Source organism: Aureibacillus halotolerans (assembly GCF_004363045.1).
Classification (GTDB): domain Bacteria; phylum Bacillota; class Bacilli; order Bacillales; family DSM-28697; genus Aureibacillus; species Aureibacillus halotolerans.
The window spans coordinates 114,719-134,952 of record NZ_SNYJ01000001.1 but is presented as its reverse complement, the minus strand read 5'-3'; the positions used below and the strand labels follow the sequence as shown (position 1 = coordinate 134,952).

The 20,234-nt window shown below is 42.6% G+C and carries 18 protein-coding genes; 12 read left to right on the top strand and 6 right to left on the bottom strand.

Annotated features, from left to right (window positions below):
• Positions 1-455 precede the first annotated feature (455 nt).
• Entirely contained in the window at positions 456-752 is a 297-nt protein-coding gene (locus EV213_RS00665) for a DUF3817 domain-containing protein (protein WP_133578546.1), read from the bottom strand.
• 168 nt (positions 753-920) lie between these two features.
• Here EV213_RS00665 and EV213_RS00660 point away from each other — a divergent pair, with 168 nt between their 5' ends.
• Positions 921-1,373 (top strand): DUF6376 family protein, encoded by a 453-nt coding sequence (locus tag EV213_RS00660; protein ID WP_133578545.1) that lies wholly within the window; start codon positions 921-923, stop codon positions 1,371-1,373.
• 66 nt (positions 1,374-1,439) lie between these two features.
• Here EV213_RS00660 and EV213_RS00655 read toward each other — a convergent pair whose 3' ends face one another.
• The 3 genes from EV213_RS00655 to EV213_RS00645 form a co-directional block, all read right to left on the bottom strand.
• Complete coding sequence (locus EV213_RS00655) at positions 1,440-2,315, bottom strand: hypothetical protein (RefSeq protein ID WP_133578544.1); 876 nt, start codon at positions 2,313-2,315, stop codon at positions 1,440-1,442.
• 69 nt (positions 2,316-2,384) lie between these two features.
• Positions 2,385-2,822, bottom strand: coding sequence for a DUF4362 domain-containing protein (locus tag EV213_RS00650; RefSeq protein WP_133578543.1), 438 nt, complete (start codon positions 2,820-2,822; stop codon positions 2,385-2,387).
• A 213-nt stretch (positions 2,823-3,035) separates the two neighbouring features.
• A complete protein-coding gene (locus tag EV213_RS00645; RefSeq protein ID WP_133578542.1) occupies positions 3,036-3,968 on the bottom strand; it encodes an aldo/keto reductase in 933 nt (310 codons plus the stop codon).
• Between the two features lie 304 nt (positions 3,969-4,272).
• Between EV213_RS00645 and melA the strand changes: the two genes are divergently transcribed.
• A complete protein-coding gene (melA, locus tag EV213_RS00640) occupies positions 4,273-5,742 on the top strand; it encodes an alpha-glucosidase/alpha-galactosidase (protein WP_133578541.1) in 1,470 nt (489 codons plus the stop codon).
• A gap of 175 nt (positions 5,743-5,917) precedes the next feature.
• Complete coding sequence (locus EV213_RS00635) at positions 5,918-6,496, top strand: AAA family ATPase (protein WP_133578540.1); 579 nt, start codon at positions 5,918-5,920, stop codon at positions 6,494-6,496.
• A 6-nt stretch (positions 6,497-6,502) separates the two neighbouring features.
• Here the strand turns inward: EV213_RS00635 and EV213_RS00630 are convergent, their stop codons facing one another.
• Positions 6,503-7,420, bottom strand: a complete 918-nt coding sequence (locus EV213_RS00630; protein WP_133578539.1) for an AraC family transcriptional regulator — start codon at positions 7,418-7,420, stop codon at positions 6,503-6,505.
• Positions 7,421-7,435: 15 nt separating this feature from the next.
• Positions 7,436-8,095 (bottom strand): DUF6483 family protein, encoded by a 660-nt coding sequence (locus tag EV213_RS00625; RefSeq protein ID WP_133578538.1) that lies wholly within the window; start codon positions 8,093-8,095, stop codon positions 7,436-7,438.
• Positions 8,096-8,333: 238 nt separating this feature from the next.
• Here EV213_RS00625 and EV213_RS00620 point away from each other — a divergent pair, with 238 nt between their 5' ends.
• From EV213_RS00620 to EV213_RS00580, 9 genes are all read left to right on the top strand, one after another.
• A complete protein-coding gene (locus EV213_RS00620) occupies positions 8,334-9,329 on the top strand; it encodes an NAD(P)/FAD-dependent oxidoreductase (RefSeq protein ID WP_424923006.1) in 996 nt (331 codons plus the stop codon).
• A gap of 606 nt (positions 9,330-9,935) precedes the next feature.
• A complete protein-coding gene (locus EV213_RS00615) occupies positions 9,936-10,829 on the top strand; it encodes an ABC transporter permease (protein WP_243739955.1) in 894 nt (297 codons plus the stop codon).
• A 13-nt stretch (positions 10,830-10,842) separates the two neighbouring features.
• Positions 10,843-11,736, top strand: coding sequence for a carbohydrate ABC transporter permease (locus tag EV213_RS00610; RefSeq protein ID WP_133578536.1), 894 nt, complete (start codon positions 10,843-10,845; stop codon positions 11,734-11,736).
• A gap of 18 nt (positions 11,737-11,754) precedes the next feature.
• Positions 11,755-13,359 carry an extracellular solute-binding protein gene (locus tag EV213_RS00605; RefSeq protein WP_133578535.1) on the top strand — a complete coding sequence of 535 codons (1,605 nt, stop codon included), beginning with the start codon at positions 11,755-11,757 and terminating at the stop codon, positions 13,357-13,359.
• A gap of 704 nt (positions 13,360-14,063) precedes the next feature.
• Positions 14,064-14,348, top strand: coding sequence for a hypothetical protein (locus EV213_RS00600; protein ID WP_133578534.1), 285 nt, complete (start codon positions 14,064-14,066; stop codon positions 14,346-14,348).
• A gap of 509 nt (positions 14,349-14,857) precedes the next feature.
• Positions 14,858-15,832 (top strand): ABC transporter permease, encoded by a 975-nt coding sequence (locus EV213_RS00595; RefSeq protein WP_133578533.1) that lies wholly within the window; start codon positions 14,858-14,860, stop codon positions 15,830-15,832.
• A gap of 15 nt (positions 15,833-15,847) precedes the next feature.
• Entirely contained in the window at positions 15,848-16,741 is an 894-nt protein-coding gene (locus tag EV213_RS00590; RefSeq protein WP_133578532.1) for a carbohydrate ABC transporter permease, read from the top strand.
• Positions 16,742-16,761: 20 nt separating this feature from the next.
• Positions 16,762-18,366, top strand: a complete 1,605-nt coding sequence (locus EV213_RS00585) for an extracellular solute-binding protein (RefSeq protein ID WP_133578531.1) — start codon at positions 16,762-16,764, stop codon at positions 18,364-18,366.
• Positions 18,367-18,562: 196 nt separating this feature from the next.
• Positions 18,563-20,167 carry an extracellular solute-binding protein gene (locus EV213_RS00580; protein ID WP_133578530.1) on the top strand — a complete coding sequence of 535 codons (1,605 nt, stop codon included), beginning with the start codon at positions 18,563-18,565 and terminating at the stop codon, positions 20,165-20,167.
• The last annotated feature ends 67 nt before the right edge of the window (positions 20,168-20,234 follow it).

The following is a 20,234-nucleotide window of genomic DNA, read 5'->3' as shown; positions in this document are numbered from 1 at the left end:
AATAAGCGTATACGATGAGGTCTTTTCGAGTCGATGTCTAATGGAAGGTGTGAAAGTTGAGTTATTGAACAAAAAAGGGGTTGTCTCAAAAGCCTCTTAAAAGTAGAAAACCTCAAGGCATTTGAACAGATACCTTGAGGTTTTTCATGTTTTATAATTTGAGTGGCGATTGATTTTATGCAGAGTCAGAAGATTAGCGTAGTCAAAATACGTAGACTCCTGCGGGAACAGCACGAGCTGAAGATCCCGCAGGAAAGCGATTTTTTGCTTTCCGAGGAAGCTGAAGCCGTGCCCGGCGGCATAGAAAACACGAGGAGGTCTTCTCGAGTCGATGTTGCACTTGTACCCGTAGGGTGCAAGCGAAGTATTTTGATGGAGCGGTTTAATTCTATTACCAGAAAAAAACCTTGAAAATATTCTCACAAGGTCATTTTTTACCTTATGGGACAGCCCCTTTACGCAGTAGGGTCGTCTTTCAATTTTTTGTCTAGAACAAATGGACCAAACGGAATTAATGATGAAAGCAATGCGCCGGCAATCAATGACACGCGCCACCTATCGACGACGGCGACATTGGCAATGGCCATGACGAACAATACAAATAATAATCCGTGCAATGAGCCCACAATAGTGACGGCCATTGGGATGTTTGCCCAGTATTTCAGCGGCATAGCAATGCCTAGAAGCATTAGAAAAGAAATGCCTTCAATCATTCCAATTAAACGAACGCGACCAAGTGCTGTACGAAGCATACACCAAACTCCTTTTTATTCGTTATTTCCAGTATACGTGTTTCATATAGTGCTTACAGATGAACTCTTGAACAATTGGTGACAAGCACTGAAAGTACGAGATTTCATCCTTGCTCCCTTGAAAGAAATAAGGTATATATGTAGAGAGTCTTAGGAGGGATAACAAGTATGAGAATGAAAAATTGGATCACTATTTTGGTCAGTGCGGCCTTCTTGGTGTTGAGTGGCTGTGGTGTCCTTGAAGAAGTAAACAACAGTTTGAACTATACACAGGAAACGATACAGTATTTAGAGGATGTTCAGATATTCGTTCAAGAGGCGCCTCAGTTGGTCTCTAATGCGGCGAACAACCCTGAAGCACAAGCAGAGCTTGAACAATCCATTGAACAGTTTAGAGCGGAAATGGAAAGCTTTGAGGCGATGGAGCCACCACAAATTGCTGAGGATATTCATGCGCAGTTACTGTCATTAACGGAGCAAGCAGAAGCTTCTCTAGATCAAATTCAGCAACAGATGGAAAATGCGCAGCTCACAGCGGAGGAGCTTCAAAATAGCGAGCTGTTTAAAACACTTCAACAGCTTCATGAACTCCAGTCAAGCATTGAGAATCTTGCAGGATAGATAAGGAAAAAAGCGTCTGGATGTCATTTCTCCAGTCGCTTTTTGATGTGTTCTAAAACAGAGGTCTCATTTGACAAAATCCATCCAGCTTCCATGTCCATGATAGAGGGCTTTTTTATAGACTTGCCAAGCGGCAGCAAGCTCAAGATAAGGTAGACTATTTGCATGAAACACAGTAATGTGGCTTTGGCGTTCCTTTGGTGGTTCAATACCTGCTACGCATGAATGCAATTGGAAATCACTTCCGGTTACTTGGTGAAGCTGCTCGCTCCAAAAACGAACAGGCTGCCGGAAAGCACGTGGCAAGGCTTGAAGTTTTTCACCAACGACCGTTATATGTAAGCCAGGTCGCCAGAATATCGCATGTTTAAGCCATTGTGTAGCGCTTTGCGATACAAGCAAAATATCCGCCTCTGACAAAATTGTATCTACGTTATGGACAGCTTCAAATGTAGGGTGAGCGTGACGATTGTGTTCGATTTTTGGGCTCTGTGCATCTCCAGGATAGACGAGAAGGTGGTCATATGGGCGTAAGAACAAAAGAGCACTCGCGATCTTTTCTGTGGATTCGTTCCAGCCGATAATGCCAACCGTCTTGGCTTCATGAGATGCAAGAATATCTGTGCCAAAGGCCGCAAATGCCATTAAACTAAGTTCCGTCACATGCACGGCTGGCATAATGGCAAGAAGCTGGTGATCAGAGGCTCTAAAAAGCTGGAGCATGCTTGTATCTGGCCCTTGATCAGACCTTGCATTCACAGAATATGCAGGGATGCCCGGTATTCGTCCTGTGGGCAAGGTGAAGGCAAGATCATCAGTCCGTTCCATCAAGTGCGCTGAAGCCGTTTTTAAGACAGACCGGATTAAAGGGAAAAGCTCTTGCAAAGATAGCAACTGATTGCATTCGGCACGATTCAGCATTAGAGTTTTCATAGATCGCATTAGCGCCTGCCTTTATTCGTGTATTTAATGCTCAGTGTATCAAATCTTCTATAGAATGTCGTTAAGAAATTATGGGAGTTCTTGACGCAGCACTTCCTGTTCATTGATTCCATCACAATGATAAATGGCATAGACAAGAGCTTTTCCCTCTGACCGCCGTTGAACCGTTTCACATTGAGTTTGCGTGACTTGCTGCTTTTGCGAGTTTTCGTTATGCTGTTTAGCCACTGTATAAACGAGTCCTGCTGATGAATAGGTTAACGTGTGAATGCTCTTTTTGTTTTCGTTCAATTTGTAAATTGTTACTTTTGAAGGCGTATTGGTATTCATCCGTTTAATAAATTTATCTAATTGATCAAGATGTTGAATAGAGCTTCCGTTATCAACAATCGCATAATTATTTTCTGCAGGAGTCTGTGTAGAATCCGTTTGGATCGCAGCTTCTTGTCGGCAAGCGACGAGCCATAATAATGAAAAAAAGCAAGTGGTTGTAAGAATTTTTCTCATGCGGTTGTTCCTTCTTTCTTCAATCTCTTCTAAGTCTTTACAATGTTCGTCACGATACTCCCTTTTTCTTTCGTAGGTTAGAAGGAATCCTACAAAAAAGTAAGGAAATTCAAATTGACGAAATTGCTTGAGCACACGAGAGAATTCCAAAAGTGAACACCATTCAAAAGAAAAACACGATGAACAATCGGTTCATCGTGCTGTGAAATCGTTTTATTGAAAAATGAAACGAATCTTTTCGATTTCCTCTTCTGTTAAAGACACGTCATGCGTTCTAAGGTTATCGAGCACTTGAGCAGGTTTTTTTGCTCCAGGAATGATCACGTCAATCCCTTCTTGATGCAAGTACCAGGAGAGGACTAGATGAGGCGTTTCTACCTCTTTTTTAGCTGCAATTTGCTTTAACTGTTCAACCTTAGCAAGATTTTGCTTGAAGGCATCTCCTTGGAACATCGGGTTTTTCGCTCGTCCGTCTGAAAAGGTTGTTTGTTCTGTATAGGTGCCAGCTAAAAGACCAGCAGCAAGTGGAAAGTATGGAACAAAGGAGATGTTGTTTTCTCGGCAGTAGGGCAAGATGTCTTTCTCAGCATCACGTTTAAATAGGTTGTATTCGTCTTGCACAACGTCCACATAGCCATCCTTGTTTGCTTCTTTCAACTGTTCAATTGAGAAATTGGATACGCCAATAGCCTTAAGCTTGCCTTCATCTTTTAATGTCTTTAATGCACCAACGGCTTCCGCCTTTGGTGTGTTTTCATCTGGGAAATGAATGTAAAATAAGTCGATGTAATCGGTCTGTAACCTAGAGAGGCTTTCCTCAAAGGTCTTTTTTAGAAATGCAGGAGAGTTGTCGACAGTCACGTTGCCGTTTTCAATGTGATGTCCACCTTTTGTGGCTAGAGTGACAGCTTTCCGTTTGTCCATTTGCTTGATGACGTCACCAATTAATTCTTCGGAGCGTCCTGGTCCATAAATAAAGGCAGTGTCGAGAAAAGTACTGCCATGCTCAATGGCTGCACGAATCACATCTTTTCCGGTTTCTTCATTAAGATTCGGATAGATGTTGTGCCCTCCAACGGCATTTGTTCCTAAACCAATAGGGTTTACTTTCAATCCGGATGATCCAAGCTCAACGAATGAAGGCATTTGCTCACTCCTTATGCAATATAGTGCTTACATACTAAAATCATAGCAGAAGCTTTTTCCACAGCAAAATAATGTGCCCGAGTCTTTAATGGTTTAGATCTTTTCCTTCATCGTGCTGATGTTCATCCTCGAAGTATTCATTATTAATAGAAGGATTTGGTGTCTCATCCGAGCTTTTTCATTCCAATCCACATTCGCCTTCATTCAGGTTACAATTCTCCATATATTGAGCAGTTTTATGTATTGTATCCGTTTGCAAAAGCACGTAAAGTGAGTGTAACTTAACTTTTGGAGGGATGCCTTTATGATCCGTGTAGCAATGATTGGTGCTGGCAGTATCGGGTTTACGCGCCGTTTGTTTATGGATATTTTGTCAGTCGAGGAGCTTCGTGATACAGAATTTCGATTTATGGATATCCATCAAGACAATTTGGACATGGTGGCGCAATTATGTACGAAAATGGCTGAGGATAATGGGCTTAAAGCGAATATTGTGGCGACGACGAATCAGCGTGAAGCAATTCGAGACGCAGACTACGTTATTTGTACGGCTCGCGTTGGTGGGCTAGAGGCTTTCAAGCATGATATTGAGATTCCCTTAAAGTATGGAGTGGATCAGTGCGTTGGGGATACGCTAGGGCCTGGTGGTGTCTTCTTTGCGCTTCGTACGATCCCCGTGTTGCTTGATATTGCAAAGGATATGCGTGAGGTCGCACCAAATGCGTTGCTGTTAAATTACTCGAACCCAATGGCGATGAATACGTGGGCGTTGCGTAGAGCAGGAGGCATTCATGTTGTGGGCTTGTGCCATGGAGTGCAAGGTGGGCATAGTCAAATTGCACGCGCGCTTGGTTTGGACAAGTCCGAAGTGGATATTGTTTGTGCGGGTATCAACCATCAAACGTGGTACGTTGAGGTAAATCACAAGGGTCAGGATATGCGTCCTTATCTGCTCGAGGCATTTGAAAAACATCCCGATCTTTCAGAGCGTGAACCGACTCGTATTGATGTATTGAAGCGATTTGGTTACTATTCGACAGAATCGAATGGTCATCTGAGTGAATATTTGCCTTGGTATCGAAAACGTCCAGAGGAAATAGATCGCTGGATTTATAATGGGGACTGGATTGGTGGACGCACAGGAGGTTACTTGTACCATTGTATGGAAAAAACGGATGAGTATCGTGAGATGTTTCCAAAATGGATGAAAGGTGAAGAGGAGTACATCAAGCTCGGACAGCGTTCTGAAGAACATGGCTCCTACATCATTGAGGCGCTCGAAACTGGTCGAGTGTACCGTGGGCATTTCAACGTCGAAAACCGTGGCTTGATCACGAACCTTCCTGATGGATGTACTGTAGAGCTTCCTGGCTATGTGGATGGTGCTGGGATGCAGCCGACCTTTGTCGGGGACCTCCCTTTGCAATGTGCAGCGACGTGCAACGTGTCTGTGTCTGTACAAGAAATGGCTGTTGAAGCTGCCCTCACAGGCAATCGTGAGCTCGTCAAATTAGCGATTCTTCATGATCCTCTCACTGCCGCTGTCTGTTCACCTGAAGAAGTTTGGGCGATGTGCGATGAAATGTTTGACGCCTTGGCTCAATGGTTACCGCAGTTTAATGGCGAAGGTCGTACGTGGGAAGACATTCCAGCGCCGAAAGGGTATTATACAAAATCAGCAGGTCGCGTTGGTCCTGTGCCCAGTACACTTACTGGGGAACAATCAGTGACCGGCTCAGATGAGCGCTGGTCTGTCGGTTACAAAGATTCATAAGTCGTATAATAAAGGCTGCCTAAACGTCATAAGATGACTGTTTAGGCAGCCTTTATTGCTCTATTTCCCCCAAACATTTCGTAAGAGAGAATTGCACGTAGCTCTATAAACGATTTAGAATAACAATATTCACGTACAGCTGAAAAAAACAACGCTCTTAGAACGGAGGTCATCTATGATTGTTTGGATTAATGGTTCCTTTGGTGTTGGGAAAACCCAAACCGCCTATGAGCTAAAACGTAGATTATCCAAAGCACATTTGTTTGATCCTGAAAAAATAGGCTACCGAATACAAAAGGACGTTCCCGAAGAAGCGCAACTTGAGGATTTTCAGGATTATCCTATTTGGCGAACATACATCGTTGAGTTGCTTACACATATCGAATTGCAGGGACACAAAGGGGTCACGATCGTACCGATGACGATTACAAATGAGCTGTACTATACAGAAACGATTGAAACGTTAAAAGAACGAGGCATAGACGTGTTGCCTATTTCGTTAATCGCATCAAAAGCAACGATCCAGCAACGGTTAAAAAAACGGGGAGATGGACCAAAAACATGGAATTGGCACCAGATAGACCGCTGTGTTGAAGCGATGGAAAGGCTCCCAGCCCATCGTATCAACACAGCGGGCATTGACGTTCAAGAGGTCACCGAAAAGATTGCTGCGATTGCTAATCTTAAGCTAGCGAAACGTCGATCAAGGTGGCTTTACAGCCTTTGGATTCAGCTTCGTCATGCACGTTTTTAATAATGCCTACTCGTTGGTTGTATCTCTTTTTTTCTTTGGCCTTAGGGGAGGGCTCACGATCAGCTTCCCACTTGTCGCTTGACTCGTGCTCCGACGATAACTTCCAGGCGTTAGACCAATCCATTGACGAAACACCTTTGACAGATAATGACCACTTGAAAATCCAACAGCATGGGCAATGTCATCAAGTGATTGTTTGCTTTGCTTCAAAAGCATGGCCGCCTGTTCAAGACGCACTTTAACAAGATAATCATTTGCTGTGAGGCCTGTGTACCTGCGAAATTGTCTGTAAAAATGTGCGCGTGATACGGAGGTGTGCTTTGAGAGCGTTTCAATAGAATCAATTGTAGCGAAGTGCATGGTGATAAACTGTACTGCTTCTTGTATATAGGATGGTGCTTGTACAAATGGGACGTTGGATTGCAATCGATAAAGCTCTAATAAAAACTGATACGACAGACTAGATGCAAGGTACCCATCTCTAATTTGACCATCTTTAGCGAGCTGATGCAATTCACGCAGGATTTTGATTGATGAAGCATCTGGAGAGGCATGAAAAAAAGAGCCAACCCGTTCCACAAGGTCTCTCGTGGTTGTTTGAAGCTCATTCCCTTTAAACATCACATAAAGAAACTCCCAATGTGTGCTAGTGTTTGGCAATCCGTAATGGTGATCGCTAGGAAGCCAAACAAGAAACCCTTGACCAGCGTGGACCTCATACTGGTGTGCGCTCGTTTGCAATAGGCCGTAACCTGACAGTGTATATTGAAACAGAAGCACATTTTCACCCGTGCGTTCGTTTCCGTTCCACTGGTAGTCAGGTGATGTTGTCCTTTCCCAACCAGTACTTACGAGAGACAGCGGGTTGGTGAATGCAGGTTGTTCATTAAAATGAAAACTGTAATTGTCTTTAAACTCAGACATCCCCTCACTCCCTTGCTAGTTCTTAAATAAAGCTTGGAAATCCTTCCACCCATCAATGGCTTCGTCTTTTGGGAGCTGCCCCTTGTTCAAAGCCTCCGCTGATTCAGCAAGCCTTGATGTATAAAACGTCTCCCCGCGAGAAAAGATTTCAGGTGTTGGTGCAAGCTCGGCAATTGCGAAAAGGACATTCTCTGCAAGATCATACCGCTGGTGAATGGTCTCAAAATAATCGACCGTTCTAAGGGGCCAGCCACTAGTGGAGGGGTAATTTTTTAGTCGTTCAATTAGACCGTCCACGGTATAGTGAAGTTGTTCACGTACAGCTGATGAGCCGTTTAGAACGACAGGTAGCACTAAAGTTAACGCTCTGATGTAATCTTCGTAAGCAGCCTCACTTTCGTCAAACACTTCATGACTATCCCCTTCTTCAATGAGAAGCAAGGCAAGTCCTGTAGCACGTTCAGCTTGATCTTCACGCGAGGAAAACATCGATTCTAACTCTGCAGGAGGGAGCAGACCAATGGTTTTTCGGCTCATTCCAGAGACGCCTTTCATGGCCTCATTTAGCATAGCATCAATTTCTGCTTTATTACGCTCAGTGCGAAGACCAGCAATTTTTGCTGCCATTGCAACAGCGGATTGAAACATTCTCATAATAAAATCATCTCGATGCAAGCTGTTCGCCTCTTTTCTTCTTGTGAAGACCGTCTACTTTCATTGTAGAAAGAGAAAAAACAAATGTCAAAATCAGCTCTCCTCAGACAATTTATGGACAGAGTTGTGAACAATTACATGCTACTTGTAAATGAAATTCAATCTCAACCAGTGACGAATGACGTCTTTTCCTATATAATAATACATTGTAACTAGAAGAACTGCATGACTTGGAACATTCCAGAAAGTATGGATTTCATTGGAGGGACGAGACGTGAGTGAAATGTATGATGTCACCATTATCGGTGCAGGGCCTACAGGGCTATTTGCATCATTTTATGGTGGAATGAGAGATATGAAAGTGAAGTTAATCGATAGTATGCCTGATCTCGGGGGGCAGTTAACGGCACTTTATCCGGATAAATATATATACGATGTAGCAGGATTTCCGAAAATAAAAGCAAGTGAGCTTGTCGATAATTTACGTGATCAAATGAGCAAATTTGATCAATCTATTGTGTTGGGCAAACAGGTAGACAGCGTAGAGAAGCAAGCAGATGGGACGTTTTTATTGAAAACAGGGGACGACGTGCATTTTTCAAAAACAGTCATTATCACTGGTGGCGTGGGATCATTCCAACCCCGACGTTTGAAGCTTGAATGTGCGGATAGATACGAAGGTCGATGTCTCCATTATCATATTAAAGATTTAGAAAAATTTAAAGGCCATCATGTGGTCATCACAGGTGGAGGGGATTCAGCAGTTGACTGGGCGCTTATGCTAGAGCCAATTGCCGAAAAAGTAACCCTCATTCATCGACGTGATCAGTTTCGCGCGCATGAGCATTCAGTAAATGAACTAAAAGCATCTAGCGTTGAAATTATGACGCCATATGAAGTCGTTGACATCATTGGCGATCCTGATGTAACACAAGTCATTGCACGTAGCAAGGATGGCTCGGAGCAAACGCTTGAAGCGAATACACTGATTGTCAATTATGGATTTATTTCTTCGCTTGGGCCGATTAAAGAGTGGGGACTAGATATTGATAAAAATTCAATCGTCGTCAATACACGTATGGAGACAAATATACCAGGCATTTATGCAGCAGGGGATATTTGCACGTATGATGGCAAGATCAAGCTTATTGCAACTGGGTTTGGCGAAGGGCCAACCGCGATTAACAATGCCTATGCGTACCTCAATCCCGATAGCAAGGTGCAACCGAAGCACTCTACTAGCTTGTTTGGGTAAAGGGATAGGTGCCTTAAAAAAAGACAAAAAGAGTGTGCGGATCAAACGACTGATCCAGCACACTCTTTTTGTGTATGGGCATATTTAACTGGGGTAACTTAGTGGCGCCTTATTAGAAAAAATAGGCTTGTGAGCAATGGTATCTTTATATTTCTGAATACAGCAGGCGTTGCATTGAAGAGATCAATGGATCTATTCCACCTTGCTTCCACTCAAGCACAGCAAGCATTGAAGGTGACTTTTGCACTGCGCGAGTTGTCTAAAAAAGAATAAACCCATTTTATGGTTTTTAAACAATAAAATTTAAATCAAATTAGATATATCAACCCAAGGCGAAAAAGGTACTTTTTGCAGAAATTATCCTAATTTTCTCATTAAACCAACAAATAAATTGCTTAAATATCCTAAACAATCTTATTGACAAAATTATTTTACTCATTATATGATATATTTAATAGAGATATTGATATAACTAATTAAAGTATTATGTAAGCGCTGCCTGAAAAATCGTTAAGGAGGTAAAATATGGGTAATTATAAACCATCAGCCAATCAAGAGGACATTATAGCTCAGATTGAGGCCAATCGCTCTAAAAGCCAAGAAATAATGAAGAGGCTTAAGAAAAGCGCGGGGCTGTACCTGATCTTATTGTTGCCTGTTCTGTATTTTGGTATCTGGCATTACTGGCCAATGTACGGTGTGCAAATTGCCTTCAAGGATTTTCTTCCCGGCTTAGGTATATGGGGGAGCCCTTGGGTTGGCTTTGAACATTTTGAGCGATTCTTTAATGCCTATTATTTTGAACGATTAATTCGAAATACGTTGGCCATTTCATTTTATGGGCTCGTTGTAGGTGTTCCGCTTCCAATCATTTTGGCATTAATGCTCAATGAGATGAGAAGCAAAAAACTTCGTAACGTTGTGCAAACGATTTCTTATGCACCACATTTTATTTCTGTCGTCGTTATTGTTGGGATGCTTCTGTTTTTCATCTCGCCAACAAGTGGTGTCGTAAATGGCGTGATCGAAATGTTTGGCGGGCAATCAGTTGATTTTCTTGCAGATCCAGACAACTTCTGGCACTTGTTCACTTGGTCAGGAATTTGGCAGAGTATAGGGTGGTCCTCATTAATTTATACAGCCGCAATGGCAGGGGTGCCGCCGGAACAATATGAAGCTGCATATATAGATGGTGCAGGTAAATTCAGGCGCATTTGGCATATTACCTTGCCGGGCATACGGCCTACCATTGTCATTCTGGCGATCTTAGCCGTCGGAGGTGTGATGAGCGTAGGATTCGAAAAGGTCCTCCTTATGCAAATTGGAAGCAATTTAGAAACCTCTGAAGTCATTTCGACTTACATGTACAAATCAGGGATATTAAATGCACAGTACAGCTTTTCGGCAGCCGTTGGTTTGTTTAACAATATTATTAATTTCATTCTGTTAATTGTCGTTAATCAAATCGCGAGAAAAGTCGGTGAAACGAGCTTATGGTAAGGGGGGATTACTAATGGCGATGGTGAATCGCTCCAAAGGTGAAAAAGTGTTTGATGCATTCAATTTAATTTTCATTATGGTGTTTAGTCTCATTATTTTATACCCGCTGCTTTATGTGGTCCTTGCTTCCTTTAGCAATCCAGCGGAATTGTATAAAAATCCATTGCTGTTTTGGCCACAGGGCTTCAATGTAGAAAGCTATAAGCTTGTGTTCGAGAATCCTGATATTTGGATCGGATTTAGAAACTCCTTTATTTACACGTTTGTTGGTACGTTTATTAACATTTTGATGACTGTACTGGCTGCGTATCCGTTGAGCAGGAGGGACTTTTTCGGACGAGGCATTTTCACCTTTCTCTTCACCTTCACGATGTTTTTTAGTGGAGGTCTCATCCCGATGTATCTAGTGAATTCGTCACTTGGTCTAGTTGGGTCTATGTGGGCACTTGTTCTTCCAGGAGCCATTTCCGTTTTTAATATGATCATTATGCGGACTTATTTTCAAACGAGGATTCCTAGGGAGCTTGAGGAAAGCGCCTTCATGGATGGGTGTAATGATATTAAGTTGCTGATCAAAATTGTGTTACCCCTTTCGGCACCAATCATTGCCGTTATGGTGTTGTTTTATGGTGTAGGTCATTGGAACAACTACTTTGATGCGTTAATTTATTTATCTGATCGAAATCAGTTCCCTTTGCAGCTCTTTTTGAGAGAAATTCTCGTTAAGGAAGAGATGGAAAACATGCTCCAGAGTGCATCTGACACAGGCTACGCCGATCGTATGCTTGCCAAAGAAGGAGTAAAGTACGCGGTTGTTGTTGTGTCGGCATTGCCATTGTTAATTTTGTATCCGTTGTTATCCAAGTTTTTCGAGAAGGGCATTTTAGTAGGTTCTATTAAAGGATAGATATAAGGGGGAATTTCTATGAAATTAGGTTACAGAGCATTAAGTGTTATTGGAATGTCAGTCCTTTTAGGCATCTCAGGCTGTTCGAACAGTGGGAGCTCAGCGCCTAGAGAAGAAACAACGAATGAAGCTGGCGATCTTGTCCTTGAGTTCGCTCGCCCTAGCCAAACCGATCTTCGTCCAGCCTCTGAAGATCTTTGGATGTTTCAAAAGTTGCAAGAAAAATCTGGCGTAGATATTAATTGGGATGAGATTTCAAGAAATAGTCTCGATGAGAGAAAAAATATTATGATGGCCTCAAAGGATTTACCTGATGCATTCTATCAAATCGGCTTTTCAAATGATGAGTTGTTAAAGTACGGGAACCAAGGTCTTTTCATTCCGTTAGAAGATTTAATTGCAGAGCATGCACCAAACATCCAAAGAATGTTGGATGAGAGTCCTGAAATTCGTAAAGCGATCACGCAATCAGATGGCCATATCTATTCATTGCCATATGTCGACCATTCAGCTGTGTATCGTTCGATTCGCCTATATGTGAATCAGAAGTGGTTGGATAACCTCGGCTTAGAGCAGCCCGAAACTGTTGACGAGTTTATCGATGTGCTCAGAGCCTTTCGTGATGAAGATGCGAACGGAAATGGGGACCCTAATGATGAGCAAGGCTGGACAATGCAGTCTGGCACATTGCCGTGGACGCTCATGAATCAACTTCTTGGGAGTTATGGTATTGGTGGTGGGGGGAATTCTGCCATTGGCCAATATGTCTATATTGACGCAGACAAAGCCATTCAACCGATGTTGACGGATGAACGCTACAAAGAAGTTTTCTTAGTACTGAACCAAATGTACGAAGAAGGCTTGATTGGAAAAACGGCATTTAGTGGATTAGAATACGGCCAGTGGGTGACTCAGGCAGCTGATGACACGGTTGGTGCCTTTTCTTGGGCAGGATCAGACTATGCTGGTGTAAAAGTGAAAGATAACTATACAGGTATCCATGCCCTTGAAGGACCTCATGGGGATCGCGTGATGAGTTGGATTGATTCACCAGTGAGAGGAGCGTCCGCGTTTACCATTACATCGAAAAACCCGAATCCAGAAGAGACGATGAAATGGGTTGACTTCTTTTATAGCGAGGAAGGCATTAACTTCGCTGCCTTTGGCGAAGAAGGGGAAACCTACACCATGGTTGATGGCATGCCACGTTATTCAGACGAAATTCTGAACCATGAGGAAGGACCACAAATCGGTGCATTCCAATTTCTTGATAATGTGTACGGAGGGTACTGGCCATATATCGAACCTTTAGATACATGGAGAGCGGCAGCGAAGGGCAGTGATTTGGAGGCAGCGATTAATGCCGATCCAGCTGATGCGGAAGCTTACTTGCCAGAGACGATTCTTTCTAATTTCACACCAACGGATGAAGAAAGTGGAGAGCTTGATGCCATTACGACCGACATTCGAACGTACATGGAAGAAATGCGTACAAAATTCATTACAGGTGAGCTTGATATAGAAGCGGAATGGCAAAACTATGTCGAAACGTTAAAGACGATGGGGTACGATCGTCTAATGGAAATTCGTGAAGCACAATATGAGCGTTACCAAGCTTCGTAATAAAACAGGTCACAGAGGCATTGCCTCTGTGACTTGTTTGTGTAATAAAACGACTTTCACAGCGTAAAAACAACCTTCAAAGCTAACTGTGCTTGTGTGGAGGCAAGATGAGATAGGTCAATTAAGATATAGGATGAGGGGTGTAAAGAAAACACGACCGCTTCGTCAAAATACTTCGCTTTCACCCTAAAGGGTATAAGGTCAACATCGATTCGCGAGTACCTCATCGTGTTTACTTTTCACCCTACGGGTACAAGTACAACATCGACTCAAGAAGACCTCGCCGTGTTTTCTTTGCCGCCGGGCACGGCTTCAGCTTCCTTGGAGTCTTGCTTTCCTGCGGGATCTTCAGCTCGCGCTGTTCCACCCTAAAGGGCACAAGTGTATCATCGACTCAAAAAGACTTCGTCGTGATTTCTTTGCCGCAGGAGTCTACGTATGTTGACTACGCTGATGTTTGCCTCTGCGTAAATTGTTTTATTTTGTTTCGTCTCGTATTATTTATGAGGAAAATGGAAAAGGAGTTAAGCTGTGTTGCTTTAGCAAACAAGACATGTAAGTGCATCGTTTCATGCAAAGTTATATCACCTAATGTAGATTAAGCAGTGGACTTCAGGTTAATTTGTGGTTTAGAAAACTTCCGAAGTGCAAAATCAACTACAACGCTAGCTGTGCTTGAGTGGAAGCGAGGTGAGATAGATCCAGTGACCTCTTCAAGACAACGCCGGTTGTATTCAGTAAATATAAAAATACCTTCTAAAATTGCGACTCTTAGTAACCAAGCGGATTTGTACACCATTAAAGATGAGTACATCAATAAAAGCAGCCTGGCTGACACGCTTAGATATAACTGGCTAAACCTACAAGCCGTTGTTGTGGTTGCTTTTTATACAAGCTGCCATACGCTCGCTTTCACCCTAAAGTGTACAAGTGCAACATCGACTCGAGAAGACCTCGTCGTGTTTTATTTGCCACTGGACCCTCGCTAGTGCCCTATCAGGTAACGTAGATCTCATTTTAATCAAAATGAATTGTGGTGCTTGTTTTCGCACAAAGTAAAGCTGGAAAACATTCTCTATAGGCAAACGGCTATACGTTCGCTTTCCGCGAATGTAAAGTGAGAAAGATGAGTGGAAAAGAATACTCTTTAAATTTATAAGTATACTTAATTATGATTGAAATGTAGCAAAGTTCATAGTGGTATTCGCTTTTTTTGTAAATTTAGAGGTCGAATGTATGTGGCGCACTTGTCTTTAATCGCTTCTAAATTGTCGACCAATTGATTGTTTAGAAAGATAAATAAGGAATGTAATCCTATCATGTTTCTTATAATATAGCTTTGAATATTTCATTTAGGAGCAGAAATCAAGGAGACGATCAAAGACTTTGAATCATCTTATTGACATGAATATTCACATTATTATATGATATATTTAACTTAAATTTGATATAATCATTATCTGAATGAAAGCGCTACCTAAAAGTGAGGGGGAACGGGATGGCAAAGGCAAAGTCACAGCTAGATCAGCAAGCTATTTTGGCGCAAATTGAAGCCAATCGATCAGGTTGGAAAGAAACGAAAAAGCGATTGAAAAAAAGTGCAGGCTTGTATGTGATTCTTTTACTGCCGATCATATATTTTGGCATCTGGCATTATTGGCCGATGTATGGCGTGCAAATTGCATTTAAAGATTTTCTTCCCGGCTCTGGTATTTGGGGAAGTCCATGGGTTGGTTTTGAGCATTTTGAACGGTTTTTCAATGCCTATTATTTCGAACGTTTAATTCGCAATACTTTGGCAATTTCTGCGTATGGGCTTATCGTTGGTGTTCCACTTCCAATTATACTTGCCTTGATGCTCAATGAGCTTAGGAACAAGAAATTGCGGAACATCGTGCAAACCATATCCTATGCACCTCATTTTATCTCCGTGGTTGTCATTGTTGGGATGCTGTTGTTTTTTATTTCTCCGACAAGTGGAGTGGTCAATGGCGTCATTGAGATGTGGGGCGGCGAAAGGATCGATTTTCTCGCAGATCCTAATAATTTCTGGCATTTGTTTACTTGGTCTGGCATTTGGCAGAGCATTGGTTGGTCGTCGCTCATTTATACTGCTGCTATGGCAGGGGTGCCTCCTGAGCAGTATGAAGCTGCCTACATCGATGGTGCGGGTAAATTTAGACGTATTTGGCATATTACATTGCCTGGTATCCGACCAACCATTGTTATTCTAGCGATTTTAGCTGTTGGGGGAATCATGAGTGTTGGTTTTGAAAAAGTCCTCCTCATGCAAACAGGAAGCAACCTGGAAACGTCGGAAGTGATCTCAACCTACATGTACAAATCAGGGATACTAAATGCACAATATAGCTTTTCTGCTGCTGTAGGTTTGTTCAACAATATTATTAATTTTGCTTTGTTAATTGTCGTCAATGCCATTGCGCGCAAAGTTGGAGAGACGAGTCTTTGGTAAAGGAGGAAGCAGCCTATGTCCCTCGTGAACAGGTCACAAGGTGAAAAATTGTTTGATGGGATCAACGTTGCCATCATTTTGATCTTTACATGCATTATTTTGTACCCGTTGCTGTACGTTGTTTTGGCATCGTTTAGCAATCCGGCTGAATTGTACGAAAACCCATTGTTGATATGGCCACGTGGTTTCAATGTGGAGAGCTACAGGCTCGTATTTGAGAATCCAGATATTTGGACGGGATTTCGCAACTCTATTTTGTACACCTTTGTGGGGACATTTACAAATATTCTGATGACTGTGTTGGCAGCTTACCCATTGAGTAGACGAGATTTTTTTGGACGCGGCTTTTTTACATTTGTTTTCACGTTCACAATGTTTTTCAGTGGCGGCCTTATTCCAATGTACCTCGTCAATCAATCCATTGGCATTGTAGGTTCAATGTGGGCGCTTATCCTGCCAGGAGCCATTTCAGTGTTTAATATGATTATCATGCGAACATATTTTCAAACGCGTATTCCACGCGAGCTTGAAGAAAGTGCATTTATGGATGGATGTAATGATATTAAATTGCTAATGAAGGTGGTGTTGCCACTCTCAGCTCCTATCATTGCTGTTATGGTTCTCTTTTATGGGGTCGGTCATTGGAACAATTATTTTGATGCGCTCATCTATCTGTCGGATCGAAATCAGTTTCCACTCCAGCTGTTTCTTCGTGAAATTCTTGTCAAAGAAGAAATGGAAAATATGCTACAAAGTGCATCGGACACTGGGTACGCCGATCGGATGCTAGCCAAGGAAGGGTTGAAGTATGCCGTTGTCGTTGTCTCGGCTCTGCCTTTGCTCATTTTATATCCATTATTGTCGAAGTTTTTTGAGAAAGGAATTCTTGTCGGATCTATTAAAGGGTAACCACAATTAGGGGGGAAGATATGACGTCTTATCAAAGAATCGTTGGTTTAGTAGGGGCAGCAATACTTCTCGCCGTCACAGGGTGTTCAAACAGTGGTGGAGCAGGACCACGTGAAGCGACCACGAATGAGGCGGGGGATATCGTGCTTGAGCTTGCCCGACCAAGCTACACCGATACACGCCCACCATCAGACGAGCTTTGGATTTTTCAGGAGCTGCAAAAGAAAACAGGGGTTGACATCACTTGGGATGAAATTAACCGTAACAGCTTGGGTGAACGTAAAAACATCATGATGGCATCCAAGGATTTGCCCGATGCGTTTTATCAAATTGGTTTTTCGAACGATGAGTTATTGAAATACGGAAAACAAGGGTTGTTTATTCCACTTGAAGATTTAATTGAAGAGCATGCGCCAAATATTAAAAAAATGCTCGACGAGAACCCTGAAATCCGAAAAGCCATAACGCAATCGGATGGACACATTTATTCCTTGCCATACGTCGACCACTCGCATGTCTTTCGTTCTATTCGCCTCTATGTCAATCAAAAGTGGCTAGACAATTTAGGACTAGAGAAGCCAGAGACAGTAGAGGAATTTGTTGATGTCCTAAGAGCTTTCCGAGATGAAGACGCCAATGGGAATGGTGACCCAACTGATGAGCAAGGCTGGTCGATGGCATCTGGTACATTAAGCTGGTCATTGATGCATCAACTTTTAGGAAGCTATGGGTTGGGCAATGGTGGTTCGCCAGCGATTGGTCAGTATATCTATTTAGATGAGAATAATGAAGTTCAACCGCTGTTAACCGATGAGCGCTATAAAGAAGTGTTTACGCTTTTGCAGGAGATGTATAAAGAGGGCTTAATCGGAAAAACATCGTTCAGTGGTTTGGAATATGGAGAATGGGTTAATCAAGTAGCCGCCGATCAGATTGGGGCCTTCTCTTGGGAGAATCCTTACTATTCGGGCGATAAAACCGAAGAAAATTACATTGGCATTCATGCGTTGGAAGGACCTTACGGGGACCGGGTGATGAGCTGGGTAGATCCTGCGGTAAGAGGGACGTCCTCGTTTACAATAACATCAAAAAATCCATACCCAGAAGAATCTATGAAATGGGTCGATTTCTTTTATAGTGAAGAAGGAAGCAACTTCGCTAAGTTTGGTGAAGAAGGTGTCACATATGAGATGGTCGACGGCATGCCGCGGTATTCTGATGAGATTTTAAATCATCCTGAAGGCGCACAAATGGGAGCATTCCAATTTATTGATAATCTCTATGGAGGGTATTGGCCCTATCTCGAACCCAAAGATACGTGGAGAGCAGCTGCTCTTGGCGATGATTTAACGAATAGAATTAATGCCGACCCTGAGGAGGCAGAAGCGTATTTGCCTGAGACCATTATTTCAACATTTACGCCAACCGCAGATGAAAGCGGAGAGTTAGACGCCATTACTACCGACATCAATACATTTATGGAAGAGATGCGAACTAAGTTTATTACTGGCGAGCTTGATATTGAAGCAGAATGGGAAAATTACGTCAATACACTCAAGCAAATGGGGTATGACAGATTGATTGAAATTCGAAAAGAGCAATATGAGCGCTATCAATCGTCATAAATTATGCGGAATCGCGTAAATCGAAGTGATAGGAAGAGCTGTACCCGACTAGAACTGCTTTCTTGTTGCTCTCCTAGGTCGTCGGCCAATGTAACAATTTCAAGGGGCTTATATATTATTCAATTTTGTCAAAGTTTTAAAATCATTTATTTCAGAAGGATTTATTAAAGGGTAACCACAAAAGGGGGAAAAATTTATGAAAATACATCAAAAAGCTGTTGGTTTACTTGGGGCTGCAATCCTACTAGCGATCTCAGGCTGTGCCAACAGTGGAGGAGCAGGACCGCGTGAAGCAACGACCAATGAGTCAGGAGATATCGTACTTGAGCTTGCCCGACCAAGTATGGTTGAGCATAGGCCACCTTCAGAGGAACTTTGGATGTTTCAGGAGCTGCAAAAGAAAACGGGAGTCGATATTAATTGGGAAGAAATTAACAGCAGTAGCTTAGATGAGCGCAAAAACATCATGATGGCTTCTAAGGATTTGCCAGATGCTTTCTATCAAATTGGTTTTTCGAACGATGAGTTATTGAAATACGGAAAACAAGGGTTGTTTATTCCACTTGAAGATTTAATTGAAGAGCATGCGCCGAACATTCAAAAGCTGCTCGACGAGAATCCTGAAATTAGAAAAGCGATTACGCAATCAGATGGTCATATCTATTCATTGCCTTACATCGACAACTCGTATGTTTTTCGCTCCATCCGCCTTTATGTCAATCAAAAGTGGCTTGACAATTTAGGACTGGAGCAGCCAGAAACTGTTGAGGAATTCGTGAATGTGCTGAGAGCATTTCGAGATGAGGATGCCAATGGGAATGGAGATCCAAATGATGAACAAGGTTGGTCGATGCCGTCTGGTACGCTTAGCTGGTCGTTGATGCATCAGCTGTTAGGAAGCTATGGATTAGGCAATGGCGGTTCACCAGCGATTGGTCAGTATATCTATTTAGATGAGAATAATGAAGTTCAACCGCTCTTAACGGATGAGCGCTATAAAGAAGTATTTATGCTATTGCAGGAGATGTATAAAGAGGGCTTAGTAGGAAAAACATCGTTTAGCGGTTTGGAATATGGGCAGTGGGTCAATCAAGTAGCTGCTGATCAGATCGGCGCCTTCTCATGGGCAAACCCTGATTATTCAGGCGTTAAAACCGAAGAAAATTACGTTGGCATCCATGCGTTGGAAGGTCCTTACGGCGACCAAGTGATGAGTTGGGTAGATCCTGTAGTTCGCGGGACATCGTCCTTTACAGTCACTTCAAAAAATCCATACCCAGAAGAATCCATTAAATGGGTCGATTTCTTTTACAGTGAAGAAGGAAGTAAATTCGCTGCATTTGGTGAAGAGGGCTACACGTATACAATGGTTGATGGTTTGCCACGATACTCCGACGAGATTTTGAATCATGAAGAGGGAGCTCAAATTGGAGCATTCCAATTTGTTGATAACGTTTATGGAGGGTATTGGCCTTACCTTGAGCCTCCAGATACGTGGAGAACAGCTGCCATGGGCAATGAATTAGCGAAATCGGTGAATGCAGACCCGGCAGAGGCTGAAGCGTATTTGCCTGAGACCATTATTTCAACATTTACGCCAACCGCTGAAGAAAGTGATGAGTTAGATGCAATCAACACCGACATCAATACGTATATGGAAGAAATGCGGTCGAAATTTATCACTGGTGAGCTTGATGTTGAAGCGGAATGGGAAAATTACGTCAATACTCTGAAGCAAATGGGGTATGAGAAGTTAATTGAAATTAGAAAAGATCAATACGAGCGCTATCAGTCGTCTTAAGTTCTACTAAAACAGAAAAAAGCTGTACTGTACGCTTAGATGATAGGCATACGGTACAGCTTTGCTT

Coding starts and splice junctions, on each gene's coding strand:
- EV213_RS00665 (WP_133578546.1), bottom strand. CDS start 752: ATGCTTCGTACAGCACTTGGTCGCGTTCGTTTAATTGGAATGATTGAA.
- EV213_RS00660 (WP_133578545.1), top strand. CDS start 921: ATGAGAATGAAAAATTGGATCACTATTTTGGTCAGTGCGGCCTTCTTG.
- EV213_RS00655 (WP_133578544.1), bottom strand. CDS start 2,315: ATGCGATCTATGAAAACTCTAATGCTGAATCGTGCCGAATGCAATCAG.
- EV213_RS00650 (WP_133578543.1), bottom strand. CDS start 2,822: ATGAGAAAAATTCTTACAACCACTTGCTTTTTTTCATTATTATGGCTC.
- EV213_RS00645 (WP_133578542.1), bottom strand. CDS start 3,968: ATGCCTTCATTCGTTGAGCTTGGATCATCCGGATTGAAAGTAAACCCT.
- melA (WP_133578541.1), top strand. CDS start 4,273: ATGATCCGTGTAGCAATGATTGGTGCTGGCAGTATCGGGTTTACGCGC.
- EV213_RS00635 (WP_133578540.1), top strand. CDS start 5,918: ATGATTGTTTGGATTAATGGTTCCTTTGGTGTTGGGAAAACCCAAACC.
- EV213_RS00630 (WP_133578539.1), bottom strand. CDS start 7,420: ATGTCTGAGTTTAAAGACAATTACAGTTTTCATTTTAATGAACAACCT.
- EV213_RS00615 (WP_243739955.1), top strand. CDS start 9,936: ATGAAGAGGCTTAAGAAAAGCGCGGGGCTGTACCTGATCTTATTGTTG.
- EV213_RS00610 (WP_133578536.1), top strand. CDS start 10,843: ATGGCGATGGTGAATCGCTCCAAAGGTGAAAAAGTGTTTGATGCATTC.
- EV213_RS00605 (WP_133578535.1), top strand. CDS start 11,755: ATGAAATTAGGTTACAGAGCATTAAGTGTTATTGGAATGTCAGTCCTT.
- EV213_RS00595 (WP_133578533.1), top strand. CDS start 14,858: ATGGCAAAGGCAAAGTCACAGCTAGATCAGCAAGCTATTTTGGCGCAA.
- EV213_RS00590 (WP_133578532.1), top strand. CDS start 15,848: ATGTCCCTCGTGAACAGGTCACAAGGTGAAAAATTGTTTGATGGGATC.
- EV213_RS00585 (WP_133578531.1), top strand. CDS start 16,762: ATGACGTCTTATCAAAGAATCGTTGGTTTAGTAGGGGCAGCAATACTT.
- EV213_RS00580 (WP_133578530.1), top strand. CDS start 18,563: ATGAAAATACATCAAAAAGCTGTTGGTTTACTTGGGGCTGCAATCCTA.